The sequence below is a fragment of the Salinilacustrithrix flava genome (assembly GCF_041228405.1).
Lineage (GTDB): Bacteria > Actinomycetota > Acidimicrobiia > Acidimicrobiales > Salinilacustritrichaceae > Salinilacustrithrix > Salinilacustrithrix flava.
In genome coordinates this window covers 1,806,394-1,822,483 of record NZ_CP133888.1, presented here as the reverse complement: position 1 = coordinate 1,822,483, position 16,090 = coordinate 1,806,394, and the positions used below count along the sequence as shown (strand labels likewise).

Sequence of the window (16,090 nt, the reverse complement as noted above, 5' to 3'; positions counted from 1 at the left end):
CACGAGATTTCCTGCGGGGGCTAGTTCAGGAAGCCCTCGTAGTTGCGCATCATGAGCTGGCTGTCGATCTGCTTCATGAACTCGAGCATCACGCCGACGGCGATGAGCACCGAGATGCCGCCGAAGGGGAAGTTCGTGATGTCGGCGGAGACGAGCAGGATCGAGGGCAGCAGGGCGATCATGGCCACGAACAGGGCGCCGGGGAGGGTGATCCGGTTCAGGATGCGGCCGAGGTACCGCTCGGTCTGGGGGCCGGGGCGGATGCCGGGGATGTAGCCGCCCTGGCGGCGGATCGTGTCGGCCTGCTTGGCCGGGTCGAACTGGATCGCCGTGTAGAAGTAGGCGAAGCCCACGATCAGGAAGCCGTACACGAGGATGTAGACGATCGAGTCGGGCTGGACCAGGTTGGTGTCGACCCAGCGCTGGATGCTGACCGCCCAGCTCCGGTCGGCGGGGAGCACCTGGGTGAACAGCAGCGGCAGGTACAGCACCGAGCTGGCGAAGATCACCGGGATCACGCCGGACTGGTTGACCTTGAGCGGGATGTAGGTGGACTGGCCGCCGGTCATCTTGTTGCCGACGACCCGCTTGGAGAACTGCACCGGGATGCGGCGCTGGCCGAGCTCCACGAACACGATCGCCACCATGATCGCCACCCCCAGCAGCAGCAGCGGGAGCAGCAGGGCCATGCCCCGCTCGGCGTTGATCTGGGCTCCGGCGACCGGGAAGCTGGACACCACCGAGGCGAAGATCAGCAGCGACATGCCGTTGCCGATGCCTCGCTGGGTGATGAGCTCGCCCATCCACATGAGCAGGGCGGTGCCGGCGGTGAGGGTGAGCACCACGATGAGGATGCGGCCGGTGTTGAAGTTCTCGTCACCGCCGAACAGGTCGATGCCGAGATCGACACCACCGCCGGCGCCGAGGAGGCCGCCGCCGCCGTTGTGGAACAGGAAGGCCAGGCCGGTGGACTGCAGCAGGGCGATGGCCACCGTCAGGTAGCGGGTCCACTGCGTGATCTTGCGCTGGCCGACCGCACCCTGCTGGGACCACTGCTCGAGGCGCGGGATCACCACGGTGAGGATCTGCATGATGATCGACGCCGTGATGTACGGCATGATCCCGAGCGCGAACAGCGCGAACTGGGTGAGCGCGCCGCCCGAGAACAGGGTCAGGAAGCCGAGCACGCCAGCGCCCTGCTCGGCCTGCTCCTTCAGGTTCTGGACGGCGTCGAGGTCGATGCCAGGCGCCGGGATCGCCGAACCCGCCCGGTACAGGGCGAGGATGAAGATCACGAACAGGATCTTGTTGCGAAGGTCCGAGACGGACGCGACGCGCGCGAGGCTCTTCAGGCTCTGGAACACGTGCTCCCCAGGGGGTGGCGGCTCAGCCGATCCGGCAGGATCAGCGGTTGGTGAACTGGTTGCCCTTGGCCGGCGGACGACGATCGCCCCACGGCAGGGGCCGGGTCTCGACCGTACCGCCCGCGGCGGTGATGGCTTCGGCAGCCGACGCCGAGAACTTGTGGGCGGTGACGTTCAGCGCAGCGCTGACCTCGCCACGACCGAGGATCTTCACCAGGGCGCCCTTGCGGACCAGGCCCTTGGCGTGGAGCGCCTCGGGGGTGATGTCGGTGAGGCCGGACTCGCTGAGCGTGTCCAGGTTGATGGCCTGGTACTCGACGCGGAAGGGGTTGTTGAAGCCCCGGCGCTTCGGCACGCGCATGTAGAGGGGCATCTGGCCACCCTCGAAGCCCATCGGCACGGTGTTGCGCGCCTTCTGGCCCTTGGTGCCACGGCCGGCGGTCTTGCCGCCCTTGCCGCCGATGCCTCGGCCGACGCGCTTGCGGCGCCGGTTGGAGCCCTCGGGGGGCTGGAGATCGTGGATCTTGTACATGGAGCTACTCGCCTCCGTCGCTGACGGACTCAACGACCGTGATCAGGTGCGGGACCCGGGCGATCATGCCGCGGATCTCGGGACGGTCCGGGAGGGTGTTGGTCTGGCCGATGCCACGGAGCCCGAGGGCCCGCAGCGTGCCGCGGGTCTTGGGCTTGGTGCCGATGGCGGACCGGACCTGGGTGACGGTGATCGTGGCCTCGCTCATGACACGGCTCCGGCGCGGCCCTTGAGCTTCTCGGACTCGTTGTACGCGTTGAGCAGGCCCTTGGGCACGAAGGTGTCGGCCGGGATGCCGCGCAGGCGGGCGATCTCGTCGGGACGACGCAGGCCACGCAGGCCCTCGATGGTGGCGCGGGCCACGTTGATGTGGTTGGCCGAGCCCAGCGACTTGCACAGCACGTCGTGGATGCCGGCTTCCTCGAGGATGATGCGGGCGGCACCACCGGCGATGACGCCGGTACCGGGGGCGGCGGGCTTGAGCATGACGCGACCGGCGCCGAGCACACCCTCGGTCGGGTGGATGATGGTGTCGCCGGCGAGGGGGACCTCGAAGAGGTTCTTGCGGGCCTCCTCGGTGCCCTTCTGGATGGCGAGGGGCACCTCCTTGGCCTTCCCGTAGCCGAGGCCGACGCGGCCGTTGCCGTCGCCGATGACGACGAGGGCGGTGAAGCTGAAGCGACGACCGCCCTTCACGACCTTGGCGACGCGGTTGATGTTGATGACGCGCGACTCGCGCAGCGTGGCATCACCGGACTGGCGCGGGTTGGCCTGGGGCTCGTCCCGGCGTCCGCGGCGTGGGTTGTCGTTTCCGTTTGCCATGTTCTCTCGATCCTTCCCGGGACCCGGGTCCTAGAACTCGAGCCCGGCTTCGCGGGCAGCGTCGGCGAGGGCCTTGACCCGGCCGTGGTAGCGGTTGCCGCCCCGGTCGAAGACGACCTTGGTCACGCCGGCGGCCTTGGCCCGCTCGGCGGCGAGGGCACCGATCTTGGCGGCGGCGTCGGCGTTGCCGCCGTAGCCGTCGAAGTCCTTCTCGTGGGTGGACGCAGCCGCCAGCGTCACGCCGGCGATGTCGTCGATGACCTGGGCCACGATGTGGCGCGAGGACCGGAACACCGCGAGGCGGGGACGCTGCGGGGTGCCCTGGACCTTCTTGCGGACCCGGCGGTGGCGCCGGTCCCGGCCCAGCTGCTTCTTCTTGGCCATGCTGCTCATGTCACTTGCCTGCCTTGCCGGCCTTGCGGATGACGTACTCGCCCTTGTACCGGACGCCCTTGCCCTTGTAGGGCTCGGGCTTGCGGAAGTCGCGGATCTCGGCGGCGGCCTGGCCGACGGCCTGCTTGTCGATGCCGCGCACGAGGATCTGGGTGGGGGCGGGGACCTCGAAGGTGATGCCCTCGGGGGCCTTGTAGTTCACCGTGTGGCTGTAGCCGAGGGCCAGCTCGAGGGAGCTCGGGCTGGAGTTCAGCACGCGGTAGCCGACGCCGATGATCTCGAGCTCCTTGGTGAACTCGTTGGTGACGCCCTGGACCATGTTGGACACGAGGGCGCGGACGAGGCCGTGGAGGGAGCGGTTGGTGCGGGAGTCGTCCGGGCGCTCGACGACGATGGTGTCGCCGTCCTGGCGCAGGGTGATGTCACCGGGGACGTCCTGGGTCAGCTGACCCTTGGGACCCTTCACGGTGACCTCGTCGTCACCGATGGTGACCTCGACGCCCGAGGGGATGGTGATCGGTGCTTTGCCGACGCGAGACATCTTCGGCTCCTACCAGACGTAGCAGAGGATTTCGCCGCCGACGTTGCGGCGACGGGCCTCTCGGTCGGTCATGAGTCCCTGCGACGTGGAGAGCACGGCGACGCCGAGGCCACCGAGCACGCGAGGGATCTCATCGGACTTCTTGTAGACGCGCAGGCCCGGCTTGGACACGCGCTTGATGCCGGTGATCGTGCGCTCGCGGTCAGGCGAGTACTTCATGTCGATCGACAGGATCTTGCCCGGCTTGTCGGCGCGCTCGGCGGTCTGGAAGTCCTGGATGTAGCCCTCGGACTTCAGCAGCTCGGCCAGCGCCTCCTTCAGCTTGGAGGACGGCATGGACACGTCGTCGTGCTTCGCCGTGTTCGCATTGCGCACGCGGGTGAGCATGTCGGCGATGGGGTCGGTCATGGTCATCGTGTCTTCACCTCACCAGCTCGCCTTGGTCACACCGGGGATCTCCCCGTTGTGGGCCATCTCACGGAAGCAGATCCGGCAGAGGCCGAACTTCCGGAAGACAGCACGCGGACGGCCGCAGCGGCGACACCGCGTGTAGCCCTGCACCTTGTACTTGGGCTTCTTGTTGGCCTTGTTGATCAGCGCTTTCTTGGCCAACTCAACGGTCCTTTCGGAAGGGGAAGCCGAAGGCGTCGAGCAGTGCCTTGCCCTCGGCGTCGGTCCGTGCGGTGGTGACGATCGTGATGTCCATCCCTCGGATGGTGTCGACGGCGTCGTAGTCGATCTCGGGGAAGATGAGCTGCTCGGTCACGCCGAACGTGTAGTTCCCGTTCCCGTCGAAGCTGTTGGGGTTGAGCCCGCGGAAGTCGCGGATCCGGGGGATGGCAACCGAGATCAGTCGGTCGAGGAACTCCCACTTGCGGTCACCCCGGAGGGTGACCTTGGCGCCGATGGGGTTGCCCTCGCGGAGCTTGAAGCCGGCGATGGACTTCTTGGCCTTGGTCACGATGGGCTTCTGGCCGGTGATGGTGGCCAGGTCGCGCTGGGCGCCCTCGAGGAGGGAGGCCTGCGAGACGGCCTCGCCGACGCCCATGTTGACCACGATCTTGTCGACCGTGGGCACCATCATGACGTTGGGCAGGTCCAGATCCTTCTGGAGCTTGGCCCGGATGGTCTCGTCGTAGCGGGACTTGAAGCGGGGAACGGTGGCAGTGGCCATCAGTCCAGGTCCTTTCGGCACTTCTTGCAGACGCGCACCTTGGTGCCGTCGTCGTCGAAGCGGTAGCCGACGCGGGTCGGGCCGCAGTCGCCGCACACGATGGCGACGTTGGCGACCGGGATCGGCATGTCCTTGTCGATGATGCCGCCCTGCATGGTCGCGTTGAGCGGGCGCTGGTGCTTCTTGGCGAGGTTCACGCCGGCGACGATCACCTTGCCGCGCTCGGGGATGGCGCGGATGACCTCGCCCTCCTTGCCCCGGTCCTTGCCGGTGAGCACGCGGACGGTGTCGCCCTTGCGGATCTTCATGCCTGCCATGTCAGAGCACCTCCGGAGCCAGCGACACGATGCGCATGAACTTGGCGTCGCGCAGCTCGCGGCCCACCGGGCCGAAGATGCGGGTGCCGCGCGGCTGGCGCTGGTCGTTGATGAGGACGGCGGCGTTCTCGTCGAAGCGGATGTAGCTGCCGTCGGGACGGCGCCGTTCCTTCTTCGTGCGGACGACGACGCACTTGACGACGTCGCCCTTCTTGACCGCCGCGCCCGGGAGCGCGTCCTTGACGGTGGCGACGAACACGTCGCCGATGCCGGCGTAGCGGCGCTTGGAACCGCCGAGGACCTTGATGCACAGCACCTCTTTGGCGCCGCTGTTGTCTGCGACGCGCAGGCGCGTCTCCTGCTGGATCATCGGTGCACCTCTACTTGGCCCGCTCGATGATCTCGAGCAGGCGCCAGCGCTTGTTCTTCGACAGCGGGCGGGTCTCCATGATCCGGACGCGGTCGCCCTCGCGGGCGTCGTTGGTCTCGTCATGGCAGACGTAGCGCTTCGAGCGCGCCATGGTCTTGCCGTAGCGCGGGTGGGGCTTGCGGGACTCGATCTCGACGATGATGGTCTTGTCCATCTTCGTGGAGGCGACGACGCCCTCGCGCACCTTGCGGCTGGCCCGCTCCGGCGCACCGGCGTTGGTCTCGGTTGCAGACATCGGGGTCAACCCTCGGCAGTCGTGGTCTGGGCGGCGAGGTCCTCGGCGGCCGCGATCTCGCGGCTGCGGGCCTCGGTGAGGCAACGGGCGACCTCACGCTTCACCTGGGCGATGCGCCCGGTGTTCGTGAGCTGGCCGGTGGCCTTCTGGAAACGGAGGTTGAAGAGCTCCTCGCGAGCGTCGGCGAGGCGGGTCATGAGGGCCTCGTCGTCGAGGCCGCGTACGACGTCGTTCGCCATGGCTACAGCGCCTCCTCACGGGTGACGAAGCGGGCCCGGATGGGCAGCTTCTGGATCGCACGCTCGATGGCCTCGCGGGCGAGGGCCTCATCGGGGTACGACAGCTCGAACATGATGCGACCCGGGCGCACGACGGCGACCCAGTGCTCCACGTTGCCCTTGCCCGAACCCATGCGGGTCTCGGCGGGCTTCTGCGTGACCGGCTTGTGCGGGAAGATGTTGATCCACACCTTGCCGCCACGGCGGGTCTTGCGGGTCATGGCGATGCGGGCGGCCTCGATCTGGCGGGCGGTGATCCAGCCCGGCTCGAGGGCCTGGATGCCGTACTCGCCGAAGGAGACGGTGGTGCCGCCCTTGGCCATGCCGCGGGTGCGCCCACGGTGCTGCTTGCGGTGCTTGACCTTCTTTGGCATCAGCATGTCGGTACCTCAGTCCTGCCCGTCTCGGAAGTGGGGCGCTTCGCTGCGCTCCTTCGTCTGACGCTCGATCTCTTCTTCCTCGGCGAGGAGGCGCTCGAGCTCGGGATCGGCTTCCTTGATGAGCGGCTCGACCTCGGCGCCCTCGGCACCCTCGGCGGGAGCTTCGGCGGCCTCGGCCTCGTCGGCGCGGCGGCGAGCAGCGGAGGACACGACCGGCTTGGCCGGGCCACCCGAGGTCTCGCCCACGGCCATGGCGGCCTCGCGGTTGATCTTGTCGTCCTCGGTGCTCTTGTAGGGCAGGATCTCGCCCTTGTAGATCCACACCTTCACGCCGATGCGACCGGCGCTGGTGCGGGCCTCGCGGAAGCCGTAGTCGATGTCGGCGCGCAGCGTGTGCAGCGGGACCCGACCTTCGCGGTACCACTCGGTGCGGGCCATCTCGGCGCCGCCGAGGCGACCCGAGCACTGGACCCGGATGCCGAGGGCACCGGCCTTCTGCGCGGACTGCACGGCACGCTTCATGGCCCGGCGGAACGCGACGCGGCCGGCGAGCTGGTCGGCGACGCCCTGGGCGATCAGCGCAGCGTCGATCTCGGGCTGCTTGATCTCGATGACGTTGAGCTGGACCTTGGCGTTGCCCGTGATCTTGGTCAGGCCGGCACGGAGGCGGTCCGCCTCGGAGCCCTTGCGGCCGATGACGATGCCCGGGCGGGCGGTGTGGACGTCGACGCGGAGCTTGTCGCGGGTGCGCTCGATCTCGACGCGGCTGATCGCGGCGTGCGGCAGCTCGGTCATGAGGAAGTCGCGGATCTTCCAGTCCTCGATGACGAAGTCGCGGTACTCGTCGCGATCGGCGAACCACCGGCTCTTCCACTCGGTGGTGATGCCCAGGCGGAAGCCGTAGGGATGGATCTTCTGGCCCATGGTTACTTCTCTTCCGTGCTGTCGTCGTCGGCCGACTCAGCGGCGTCGTCGGTCACGTCGGTCTCGTCCAGTGCCTCGGTGGCGGCGGCGTCGGTGTCGACGATGCCCTGGTCCTCGGCGACCTCGGCGACGGAGTCGTCGGCCGGGGGTGCGCTGACCTCGGTGGTCTCGTCCACGCCCTCGACGGCCTCGGTCGCGACGGCGTCGGTGTCGACGATGCCGGCGTCCTCAGCGGACTCGGCGACGTCGTCGGACTGCTGGGAGGCGGCGACGCGAGCGGCCCGGGTGGAGGCCTCCTGGCCGCGGCGGCGTGCGGCACGGGTGCCGGGCACGGCCTCGCGCTTGGCCTGCTCGATGGCGAACATGTCAGCCGGCATCGGGCTCACGATGATCGTGATGTGGCACGTGCGCTTGCGGATCTTGGTGGCACGGCCCCGAGCACGGGGGCGCCAGCGGTACATCGTGCGGCCCTCGTCGGCGTAGCAGGCCGAGACGAAGAGGGTGGCGGGATCGATCTGGTCGTTGTGCTCGGCGTTGGCGATGGCTGAGTCGAGGCACTTGCCCACGACCTCGGCGGCGCCGCGCTCGGTGTAGGCGAGCACGGAGGCGGCCTCGTCGATGGCCAGGCCACGGATCAGGTCGAGGACGGCGCGGGCCTTGGTGGCCGACATGCGCACGTTCTTGACCTGGGCACGGGTGCCCGGGCGCTCGTTGGTCTTGGTCCCGGTCATCGGCGTCCCTTCGCGGACTTCTCCATGCCGGCGTGGTACTTGAAGATCTTGGTCGGGGCGAACTCGCCGAGCTTGTGGCCGACCATGGCCTCGGTGACGTACACGGGCACGTGCTTGCGGCCGTCGTGGACGGCGATGGTGTGTCCGACCATGTCGGGGATGATCGTGGACCGGCGGGACCACGACTTGATGACCTTCTTCTCGTTCTTCTCGTTGAGCTCGTCGACCTTCTTGAGGAGGTGGTCGTCGACGAAGGGGCCCTTCTTCAGGGAACGGGGCATGCTCGTCTCCTATCGCCGCGAGCCGCGGGTACGGCGGCGGCGCACGATCATGTCGGTGGACTTCTTCTTCTTGTTGCGGGTGCGGCCCTCGGGCTTGCCCCAAGGGGAAACCGGGTGGCGGCCACCGGAGGTCTTGCCCTCGCCACCACCGTGGGGGTGGTCGACGGGGTTCATCACGACGCCGCGGGACTGGGGGCGGACGCCCTTCCAGCGGTTGCGGCCGGCCTTGCCGATCTTGATGAGATCGGCCTCGGCGAAGCCGACCTCGCCGACGGTGGCCCGGCAGTCGATGGCGACGCGACGCATCTCGGTGGAGGGCAGGCGCAGCGTGGCGTGGGTGCCCTCCTTGGCGACGAGCTGGATGGAGGTGCCGGCGGAGCGGGCCATCTGGCCACCGCCACCGGGCTTGAGCTCCACGTTGTGCACGGTGGTGCCCACGGGGATGTAGCGCAGCTCCATGGCGTTGCCGGGCGCGATGTCCGCGCCCTGGCCGCTCATGATCCGGTCGCCCACCTTCACGCCACGGGGGGCGAGGATGTAGCTCTTGGTGCCGTCCACGTAGTGGAGCAGCAGGATGCGGCAGTTGCGGTTCGGGTCGTACTCGACCGCGGCGACCTTGGCCTCGACGCCGTCCTTGTTACGACGGAAGTCGACGATGCGGTAGCGCTGCTTGTGGCCGCCACCGCGGTGGCGGGAGGTCATGCGACCGTGGTTGTTGCGACCACCGGTGCTCGACTTCTTGGCCAGCAGCGACTTCTCCGGCGTCGACTTGGTGACCTCGGAGAAGTCCGCGACGGTCTGGAAGCGGCGGGCGGGGCTGGACGGCTTGCGCTTGCGGATTGCCATGATCAGACCCCCTCGAACAGGTCGATGGTGTCGTCGCCGTGGACGGTGACGATGGCTCGCTTGGTGGTGGGGCGCGACGAGAAGGTGCCGGTGCGGCGGCTCCGCATGCGCTTGCCCTTGCGGTTGAGCGTGTTCACCTTGAGGACCCGGACGCCGAAGATCTGCTCGATCGCCTGGCGGATCTGGGTCTTGTTGGCGTCGGGGTGGACGACGAAGGTGTAGACGTTGCCCTCGATGAGGTCGTAGCTCTTCTCGGAGACGACCGGGCGGATGATGACGGATCGTGCGTCCATCAGGCAGCACCTTCCTCGGTGGCGGCCGGAGCCGACGACGGGAGGGTGTCGGTGGTGAAGACCAACCAGTCGCTGACCAGCACGTCGTAGGTGTTGAGCTCGCCCGGCTGGACCACGTGCACGTGCTGCAGGTTGGCCAGGCTCTTGGTCGTGTTGACGTCGTCGCGGGCGACGACGGCCACGACCCGACCGCTGGCGCCTAGGGTCTCGAGGGCCACGCGGGCGGTCTTGGTCTTGGGAGCGTCGAGACCCCAGCTGTCGAGGACGATGATGCGCTCGGAGGCGAAGCGGTCCGAGAGGGCCGATCGCAGCGCGAGCTTGATCATCTTCTTCGGGGTCTTCTGGGCGTAGCTGCGGGGCTTGGGGCCCAGCGCCACACCACCGCCGCGCCACTGGGGCGCACGGATGGAGCCCTGGCGAGCCCGGCCGGTGCCCTTCTGCTTCCACGGCTTGGCGCCACCGCCGCGCACCTCGGCGCGGGTCTTGGTCGACTGGGTGCCGGCGCGCTTGGCGGCGAGCTGGGCGGTGACGACCTGGTGCATGACGGCGAGGTTCGGCTCGATGCCGAAGATCGCCTCGTCCAGGTCGGCGCTGCCCACGGTGTCACCGGAGATGTTGCGCACGTCGATGGAGGGCATCAGCTGACCGCCTTCTTGCTGGCGTTCTTGATGAGCACGGTCGACTGCTTGGGGCCGGGCACCGATCCGCGGATGAGCACGATCTCGCGCTCGGGATCGGACTCGACCACGACCAGGTTCTGGGTGGTGACCCGCTCGTTGCCCATGCGACCGGCCATGCGCTGGCCCTTGAACACACGAGCCGGCGTGGCGCAGGCACCGATGGCGCCTGGCTTGCGGTGCACCCGGTGCGCGCCGTGGCTGGCGGGGAGACCGCCGAAGCCGTGGCGCTTCATGACGCCTGCGAAGCCCTTGCCCTTGGAGACACCGGTGATGTCGACCAGGTCCCCCGCTGCGAACACGTCCGCGGCGAGCTCCTGACCGACCTCGTAGGCGCTGACGTCGTCGAGGCGAAGCTCGACGAGCGTCTCCCCGGGATCGACGCCTGCAGCCGCGAAGTGACCGGCCTTGGGCATGGTGAGCTTGCGGGCATCACGCTGGCCGAAGGTGACCTGGAGTGCGCTGTAACCGTCTCGCTCTTGAGTTTTGATCTGGACCACCCGGCAGGGCTGAACGCTGAGCATGGTGACGGGGACGATGTGTCCGTCCTCGTTCCATACCTGCGTCATTCCCACCTTGGTGGCGACGATCGATTTCGTGGCCATGCGGCGTGTCCTCGTTCACGCAAACGCTCCGCAGGGCACGTACTGGCCCAGCGGAGCGCTGGTTCGGTTGTGCCGTGCGGTTCCCGATCCGGATGTCGGACCAGGCCTGCACGGGCCTCAATTGCAGAAAGCTGCGGCCTCCGGACAGGGGTCCGGGGGCACGAAGAGGAAACGATAGCGGGACAGCACGCCGAACACCAATGCGCCGCAGATCGCAGCTCCAGGCAACCACGCTGCGCCGGCCCGGGCGCGGATGGGAGGCCCCGTGACGGCAGTCCGGGCCGGCGTCACCACACCGACACAGACCGTCATCTGGTCGACACCGGACATCCATGTCCATCAGGTGCAATGGCACCCATGCCGGAGCACCTGCACCTCGAGGGCACCACGCTGGACCACCCGGCCTGGATGGCCGACCAGCGAGACGACATCTTCGACGCCGCGGCGCTCGAACGGGCGATGGTCGAGTCCCGCCAGGCGGCCTACGACGCACTCCGGGAGCTCGCCCCCGCATCCTGAGCCCGCACCACCACCGACGCTGACCGTGCACCGCCCCGAGTGGCGGTGCACGGTCGCGTTCGGGGAGGGTTGGGCGTGCGCCTCTACGCCCTCACCGTGCCGGAGCCCGATGCCGAGCTGGTCGCCGACCGGTGCTGGCAGGCCGGTGCCGAGGGCATCTGGGAGTCCGCCGGCGGCGAGGGCCTGGTGACGCTGCGGGTGGGGGTCGAGGAGGCCGACGTGGCCCGCTTCGAGGTCGCGCTGGCCGATGCCGGGCCGACGGACGTGACCGCAACCGACCTCGTGGAGCTCGCCACCCGGACGGTCTCGCTGCCGGCGGCAGGCGGCCCCGTGCAGCTGGAGGTCCCGCCGACGGTGTTCGGGGACGGGCTGCACCCCACGACGTCGACGTGCCTCGGCCTGCTGGCGGAGCTCGCCGGGGAGGGCACGACGCTGCTGGACGTGGGCTGCGGGTCGGGGGCGCTGTCGGTGGTGGCGGCGCGCGCCGGAGCCGTGGTCACGGCCATCGACGTCGACCCGGTGGCCGTCGAGGCCACGATCGCCAACGCCGCGGCCAACGGCGTGGAGGTGGAGGCCTCCGCTGCTCCCCTGTCAGCGCTCTCCGGCTCGTGGGACGTGGTCGTGGCCAACATCTCCGCCCGGGCCGTGATCGAGCTCTCGGACGATCTGTGGCGGGTGTGCGCCGGGACGCTGGTCGTGTCGGGCATCCTCGCCGAGCGCTGGTCCTCGGTGCGGGAGCGTCTCGGTGGGACGGTGCTCCGCGTGCACGACGTCGATGGTTGGGTCACTGCTTCTCTGACCCGGTCCTAGGACGCGACGAAGCCCGGCTCGAGGCCGGGCTCCGTTCAGTCTGCTGCGAGTTGTGAGGCGCTGCCGAACAACTCGGGGAACCGGAGGCCGCCCTGCGGCCGGAGGTTCACGCCTGCTGGATCTTGATCTCGATGTCGACGCCGGCGGGGAGCTCGATGCGCTGCAGCGAGTCCACCGTCTTGGCGGACGGCTCGAGGATGTCGATCAGCCGCTTGTGGATCCGCATCTCGAAGTGCTCACGGCTGTCCTTGTCCTTGAACGGACCACGGACGACGGTGAAGCGGTGCTTCTCGGTGGGGAGGGGGATCGGGCCCCGGACGACGGCCTGCGTGCGCAGGACGGTCTCGACGATCTTCTTCGTCGAGGTGTCGATGACCTCGTGGTCGTACGCCTTCAGGCGGATGCGGATCTTCTGACTGTCAGCCATGACGGTGACCTGGGCCTTCTTCTCGGGACTCGATTGTCAAGTAGTGCGAACGGGCGACTGGCGCGAACGAGCGCCGGCGTCGGACAGGAAACCCTACCCGCCACCGGCGCTCGGCCGGAAAATTCTGCGGTGCTACTTCAGGATCTTGGTGACCCGGCCGGCGCCCACGGTGCGACCACCCTCACGGATGGCGAAGCGCAGACCCTCATCCATCGCGATCGGGTTGATCAAGGTCACCGTCATGTCCGTGTTGTCACCCGGCATGCACATCTCCGTGCCCTCCGGCAGCTCGATCGAACCCGTGATGTCCGTCGTCCGGAAGAAGAACTGCGGCCGGTAGTTCGAGAAGAACGGCTTGTGACGGCCACCCTCATCCTTGGTCAACACATACACCGTCGACTCGAACTCGGTGTGGGGCGTGATCGAACCCGGCGCGCACAGCACCTGACCACGCTCCACCCCGTCCTTGTCGATGCCACGAAGAAGCGCACCGATGTTGTCACCAGCCTGACCCTCATCGAGCAGCTTGCGGAACATCTCCACACCCGTGCACGTCGTCTTCTGCGTGTCACGGATCCCGACGATCTCGATGTCGTCACCGACATGGATCACGCCCTGCTCCACCTTGCCCGTCACCACCGTGCCACGACCCTGGATCGAGAACACATCCTCGATCGGCATCAAGAACGGCTTGTCCAGATCACGCTCCGGCTCCGGCACGAACGAATCGACCTGGTTCATCAGCTCCATGACCTGATCACCAGCCGCCGAATCACCCTCCAACGCCTTCAACGCCGACACCGGCACCACCGGCGCGTTGTCACCATCGAAGTCCTGATCGGAGAGAAGCTCACGCACCTCCATCTCCACCAGCTCCAACAGCTCCTCATCATCGACCATGTCGACCTTGTTCAACGCCACCACGATCGCCGGCACACCGACCTGACGAGCCAGCAGCACATGCTCACGGGTCTGGGGCATCGGACCATCCGTGGCCGCCACCACCAGAATCGCACCATCGACCTGCGCGGCACCCGTGATCATGTTCTTGATGTAATCCGCGTGACCCGGCATGTCGACATGCGCGTAATGCCGATTGTCCGTCTCGTACTCGATGTGGGACACATTGATCGTGATCCCACGCTCCCGCTCCTCAGGCGCCTTGTCGATCATGTCGAACGCCGTCGCATTGTTCCCATCGACACGCTCCGACAACACCCGCGAGATCGCAGCCGTCAACGTCGTCTTCCCATGATCGATGTGACCCATCGTCCCGATGTTCACATGGGGCTTCGACCGATCGAACTTCTCCTTGGCCATGGTGGCGCCTCTTCCTTTGCTTGCTTCTCGAGTGGGTGACTAGCGGACTGACGGGCTTCGGTTGCGGCCTATTCGCCACGGATGCGCTTGACGATCTCTTCCTGCACGCTCGTCGGGCACTCCTGGTAGGAGTCGAACTGCATCGTGTACTGCGCACGACCCTGGGTCTTGGAGCGCAGGTCGCCGACGTAGCCGAACATCTCCGAGAGCGGGACGGTGGCGTCGATGACCTGCGCGTTGCCGCGCTGGCTCATGCCGCCGACCTGGCCACGACGGGAGTTGAGGTCGCCGATGACGTCACCCATGTAGTCCTCGGGCGTGACGACCTCGACCTTCATGACCGGCTCCAGGATCACGGGCTTGGCCTTGCGGGCCGCCTCCTTGAACACCATGGTGCCGGCGATCTTGAAGGCCATCTCCGAGGAGTCCACGTCGTGGTACTTGCCGTCGGTGAGGATGGCCCGCACGTCGACCGTGGGGTAGCCGGCGAGCACGCCCGCCTCGAGCGAGGCCTGGATGCCGGCGTCGACGGAGGGGATGTACTCCTTGGGGATGCGGCCACCCGTGATGTTGTCCACGAACTCGTAGCCGCCACCGGGGCCGGTGGGCTCGAGGGTGATCTGCACCTCGGCGTACTGGCCCGAACCACCCGTCTGCTTCTTGTGGGTGTAGGTGACCTTCTCGACCTTGTTCGTGATGGTCTCGCGGTAGGCGACCTGGGGCTTGCCGACCGTGGCGTCGACGCGGAACTCGCGCAGCATGCGGTCGACCAGCACCTCGAGGTGCAGCTCGCCCATGCCGGCGATGATGACCTGGCCGGTCTCCTCGTCGGTGCGCACGGTGAAGGTGGGATCCTCCTCCGACAGCGACTGGAGGGCCTTGCCCATCTTCTCCTGGTCGGCCTTGGTCTTGGGCTCCACGGCCACGTGGATCACGGGCTCGGGGAACTCGAGGGACTCGAGCACGATCGGGTTGTCCGGATCGCAGAGCGTGTCACCGGTCTTGGTGTTCTTCATGCCGATGCCGGCGATGATCTCGCCGGAGAAGATGCGCTCGCGGTCCTCGCGGGTGTTGGCGTGCATCTGCAGCAGGCGACCGAGGCGCTCCTTGTTGCCGGAGCGCACGTTCAGCACGGTGTCGCCCTTGGCGAGCGTGCCGGAGTACACCCGGAAGTAGGTGAGCTTGCCGACGTGGGGGTCGGTCATGATCTTGAAGGCCAGGGCCGAGAACGGGGCCTCGTCGGTCAGCTCACGGGTGAGCTTCTCGGTCTCCTTGACGTTCAAGCCGTTGACCGGGGGCAGGTCGGCCGGGCTCGGCAGGTAGCGGATGACCGCGTCGAGCAGGGGCTGGACGCCCTTGTTCTTGAAGGCGGTGCCGTTGAGCACGGGCACGATCTCGCCGGCGATGGTCGCCTTGCGGATGGCCTCGTGGAGCTCGTCCTCGGTGATCTCCTCGTCCTCGAGGAACTTCATCATGAGGGTCTCGTCGGCGGTGGCGACGGTCTCGATGAGCTCGGCGCGGTACTCGGCGGCCTTGTCCTTGAGGTCGTCGGGGATCTCGACCTCGTTCCAGCTGGCGCCGAGGTCCTCGCTCTCCCAGATGAGGGCCTTCATGCTGATCAGGTCGACGACGCCGGCGTACTCGGCCTCGTAGCCGATGGGCAGCTGCAGCACGGCGGTGTTGGCCTGCAGGCGGTCCTTGATGGAGGCGAGCGCGTCGTAGAAGTTGGCGCCGAGGCGGTCCATCTTGTTGATGAAGCACATGCGGGGGACGCCGTACTTGTTGGCCTGGCCCCACACCGTCTCGGTCTGGGGCTCCACACCGGCGACGCCGTCGAACACGGCGACCGCACCGTCGAGCACGCGCAGCGACCGCTCGACCTCGACGGTGAAGTCGACGTGGCCGGGCGTGTCGATGATGTTGATGGTGTGGTCCTTCCACTGGCAGGTGGTGGCAGCGGAGGTGATGGTGATGCCCCGCTCCTGCTCCTGCTCCATCCAGTCCATCGTGGCGCCGCCCTCGTGGACCTCGCCGATCTTGTAGTTGCGGCCGGTGTAGAAGAGGATGCGCTCGGTCGTGGTGGTCTTGCCGGCGTCGATGTGGGCCATGATCCCGATGTTGCGGGTCTTGGCGATGGAGTTGGTGCGCTTCTCAGTCATGGAGGGCTCTCACAGAAAGACGACCGGGGCCT

At 67.7% G+C, this 16,090-nt stretch carries 26 protein-coding genes; 2 read left to right on the top strand and 24 right to left on the bottom strand.

The window, feature by feature from the left end:
• Positions 1-20: 20 nt before the first annotated feature.
• Genes secY through rplC form a run of 21 tightly spaced genes read right to left on the bottom strand, consistent with a single transcriptional unit; the run spans position 21 to position 10,823 of the window.
• Positions 21-1,364, bottom strand: coding sequence for a preprotein translocase subunit SecY (secY, locus tag RGQ06_RS09135; protein ID WP_432426880.1), 1,344 nt, complete (start codon positions 1,362-1,364; stop codon positions 21-23).
• A 40-nt stretch (positions 1,365-1,404) separates the two neighbouring features.
• Positions 1,405-1,896 (bottom strand): 50S ribosomal protein L15, encoded by a 492-nt coding sequence (rplO, locus tag RGQ06_RS09130; protein ID WP_432426881.1) that lies wholly within the window; start codon positions 1,894-1,896, stop codon positions 1,405-1,407.
• 4 nt (positions 1,897-1,900) lie between these two features.
• Positions 1,901-2,104, bottom strand: coding sequence for a 50S ribosomal protein L30 (gene rpmD / locus RGQ06_RS09125; protein WP_432426882.1), 204 nt, complete (start codon positions 2,102-2,104; stop codon positions 1,901-1,903).
• Positions 2,101-2,718, bottom strand: a complete 618-nt coding sequence (gene rpsE / locus RGQ06_RS09120) for a 30S ribosomal protein S5 (RefSeq protein ID WP_432426883.1) — start codon at positions 2,716-2,718, stop codon at positions 2,101-2,103. The genes rpmD and rpsE overlap by 4 nt, the downstream gene beginning before the upstream one ends.
• Positions 2,719-2,748: 30 nt before the next feature.
• Positions 2,749-3,111, bottom strand: coding sequence for a 50S ribosomal protein L18 (rplR, locus tag RGQ06_RS09115; protein ID WP_432426884.1), 363 nt, complete (start codon positions 3,109-3,111; stop codon positions 2,749-2,751).
• A 1-nt stretch (position 3,112) separates the two neighbouring features.
• Positions 3,113-3,652 carry a 50S ribosomal protein L6 gene (gene rplF / locus RGQ06_RS09110; RefSeq protein WP_432426885.1) on the bottom strand — a complete coding sequence of 180 codons (540 nt, stop codon included), beginning with the start codon at positions 3,650-3,652 and terminating at the stop codon, positions 3,113-3,115.
• Between the two features lie 9 nt (positions 3,653-3,661).
• Positions 3,662-4,066: a 30S ribosomal protein S8 gene (gene rpsH / locus RGQ06_RS09105; protein ID WP_432426886.1), complete on the bottom strand. Its 405-nt coding sequence runs from the start codon at positions 4,064-4,066 to the stop codon at positions 3,662-3,664.
• Positions 4,067-4,078: 12 nt separating this feature from the next.
• On the bottom strand, positions 4,079-4,264 hold the full coding sequence (locus tag RGQ06_RS09100) for a type Z 30S ribosomal protein S14 (protein WP_432426887.1): 186 nt from the start codon (positions 4,262-4,264) through the stop codon (positions 4,079-4,081).
• Between the two features lies 1 nt (position 4,265).
• A complete protein-coding gene (rplE, locus tag RGQ06_RS09095) occupies positions 4,266-4,826 on the bottom strand; it encodes a 50S ribosomal protein L5 (protein WP_432426888.1) in 561 nt (186 codons plus the stop codon).
• Entirely contained in the window at positions 4,826-5,143 is a 318-nt protein-coding gene (rplX, locus tag RGQ06_RS09090) for a 50S ribosomal protein L24 (protein ID WP_432426889.1), read from the bottom strand. Before rplX ends, rplE begins: the two co-directional genes overlap by 1 nt.
• Position 5,144: 1 nt before the next feature.
• Complete coding sequence (gene rplN, locus RGQ06_RS09085) at positions 5,145-5,513, bottom strand: 50S ribosomal protein L14 (RefSeq protein ID WP_432426890.1); 369 nt, start codon at positions 5,511-5,513, stop codon at positions 5,145-5,147.
• A 10-nt stretch (positions 5,514-5,523) separates the two neighbouring features.
• On the bottom strand, positions 5,524-5,808 hold the full coding sequence (gene rpsQ / locus RGQ06_RS09080; protein ID WP_432426891.1) for a 30S ribosomal protein S17: 285 nt from the start codon (positions 5,806-5,808) through the stop codon (positions 5,524-5,526).
• Between the two features lie 5 nt (positions 5,809-5,813).
• Entirely contained in the window at positions 5,814-6,047 is a 234-nt protein-coding gene (gene rpmC / locus RGQ06_RS09075) for a 50S ribosomal protein L29 (RefSeq protein ID WP_432426892.1), read from the bottom strand.
• Between the two features lie 2 nt (positions 6,048-6,049).
• Entirely contained in the window at positions 6,050-6,466 is a 417-nt protein-coding gene (gene rplP / locus RGQ06_RS09070; RefSeq protein WP_432426893.1) for a 50S ribosomal protein L16, read from the bottom strand.
• Between the two features lie 9 nt (positions 6,467-6,475).
• Positions 6,476-7,390 (bottom strand): 30S ribosomal protein S3, encoded by a 915-nt coding sequence (gene rpsC, locus RGQ06_RS09065; protein WP_432426894.1) that lies wholly within the window; start codon positions 7,388-7,390, stop codon positions 6,476-6,478.
• Between the two features lie 2 nt (positions 7,391-7,392).
• Complete coding sequence (gene rplV / locus RGQ06_RS09060) at positions 7,393-8,121, bottom strand: 50S ribosomal protein L22 (protein WP_432426895.1); 729 nt, start codon at positions 8,119-8,121, stop codon at positions 7,393-7,395.
• Entirely contained in the window at positions 8,118-8,402 is a 285-nt protein-coding gene (rpsS, locus tag RGQ06_RS09055; protein WP_432426896.1) for a 30S ribosomal protein S19, read from the bottom strand. The genes rplV and rpsS overlap by 4 nt, the downstream gene beginning before the upstream one ends.
• A 9-nt stretch (positions 8,403-8,411) precedes the next feature.
• Positions 8,412-9,248 (bottom strand): 50S ribosomal protein L2, encoded by an 837-nt coding sequence (gene rplB, locus RGQ06_RS09050; RefSeq protein WP_432426897.1) that lies wholly within the window; start codon positions 9,246-9,248, stop codon positions 8,412-8,414.
• A 2-nt stretch (positions 9,249-9,250) separates the two neighbouring features.
• Positions 9,251-9,541: a 50S ribosomal protein L23 gene (gene rplW, locus RGQ06_RS09045; RefSeq protein WP_432426898.1), complete on the bottom strand. Its 291-nt coding sequence runs from the start codon at positions 9,539-9,541 to the stop codon at positions 9,251-9,253.
• Positions 9,541-10,182, bottom strand: coding sequence for a 50S ribosomal protein L4 (gene rplD, locus RGQ06_RS09040; protein ID WP_432427703.1), 642 nt, complete (start codon positions 10,180-10,182; stop codon positions 9,541-9,543). The genes rplW and rplD overlap by 1 nt, the downstream gene beginning before the upstream one ends.
• Positions 10,179-10,823 (bottom strand): 50S ribosomal protein L3, encoded by a 645-nt coding sequence (rplC, locus tag RGQ06_RS09035; RefSeq protein WP_432426899.1) that lies wholly within the window; start codon positions 10,821-10,823, stop codon positions 10,179-10,181. The genes rplD and rplC overlap by 4 nt, the downstream gene beginning before the upstream one ends.
• A 357-nt stretch (positions 10,824-11,180) precedes the next feature.
• On the opposite strand from rplC, the gene RGQ06_RS09030 reads away from it, so the two are divergent.
• A complete protein-coding gene (locus RGQ06_RS09030; protein WP_432426900.1) occupies positions 11,181-11,342 on the top strand; it encodes a hypothetical protein in 162 nt (53 codons plus the stop codon).
• 75 nt (positions 11,343-11,417) lie between these two features.
• Positions 11,418-12,152, top strand: a complete 735-nt coding sequence (locus RGQ06_RS09025) for a 50S ribosomal protein L11 methyltransferase (RefSeq protein ID WP_432426901.1) — start codon at positions 11,418-11,420, stop codon at positions 12,150-12,152.
• A 106-nt stretch (positions 12,153-12,258) separates the two neighbouring features.
• Here RGQ06_RS09025 and rpsJ read toward each other — a convergent pair whose 3' ends face one another.
• From rpsJ to fusA, 3 genes are all read right to left on the bottom strand, one after another.
• Positions 12,259-12,579 carry a 30S ribosomal protein S10 gene (gene rpsJ / locus RGQ06_RS09020; protein WP_432426902.1) on the bottom strand — a complete coding sequence of 107 codons (321 nt, stop codon included), beginning with the start codon at positions 12,577-12,579 and terminating at the stop codon, positions 12,259-12,261.
• 132 nt (positions 12,580-12,711) lie between these two features.
• Positions 12,712-13,899, bottom strand: coding sequence for an elongation factor Tu (gene tuf, locus RGQ06_RS09015; protein WP_432426903.1), 1,188 nt, complete (start codon positions 13,897-13,899; stop codon positions 12,712-12,714).
• 68 nt (positions 13,900-13,967) lie between these two features.
• Positions 13,968-16,058 (bottom strand): elongation factor G, encoded by a 2,091-nt coding sequence (gene fusA, locus RGQ06_RS09010; RefSeq protein ID WP_432426904.1) that lies wholly within the window; start codon positions 16,056-16,058, stop codon positions 13,968-13,970.
• Positions 16,059-16,090: the final 32 nt, after the last annotated feature.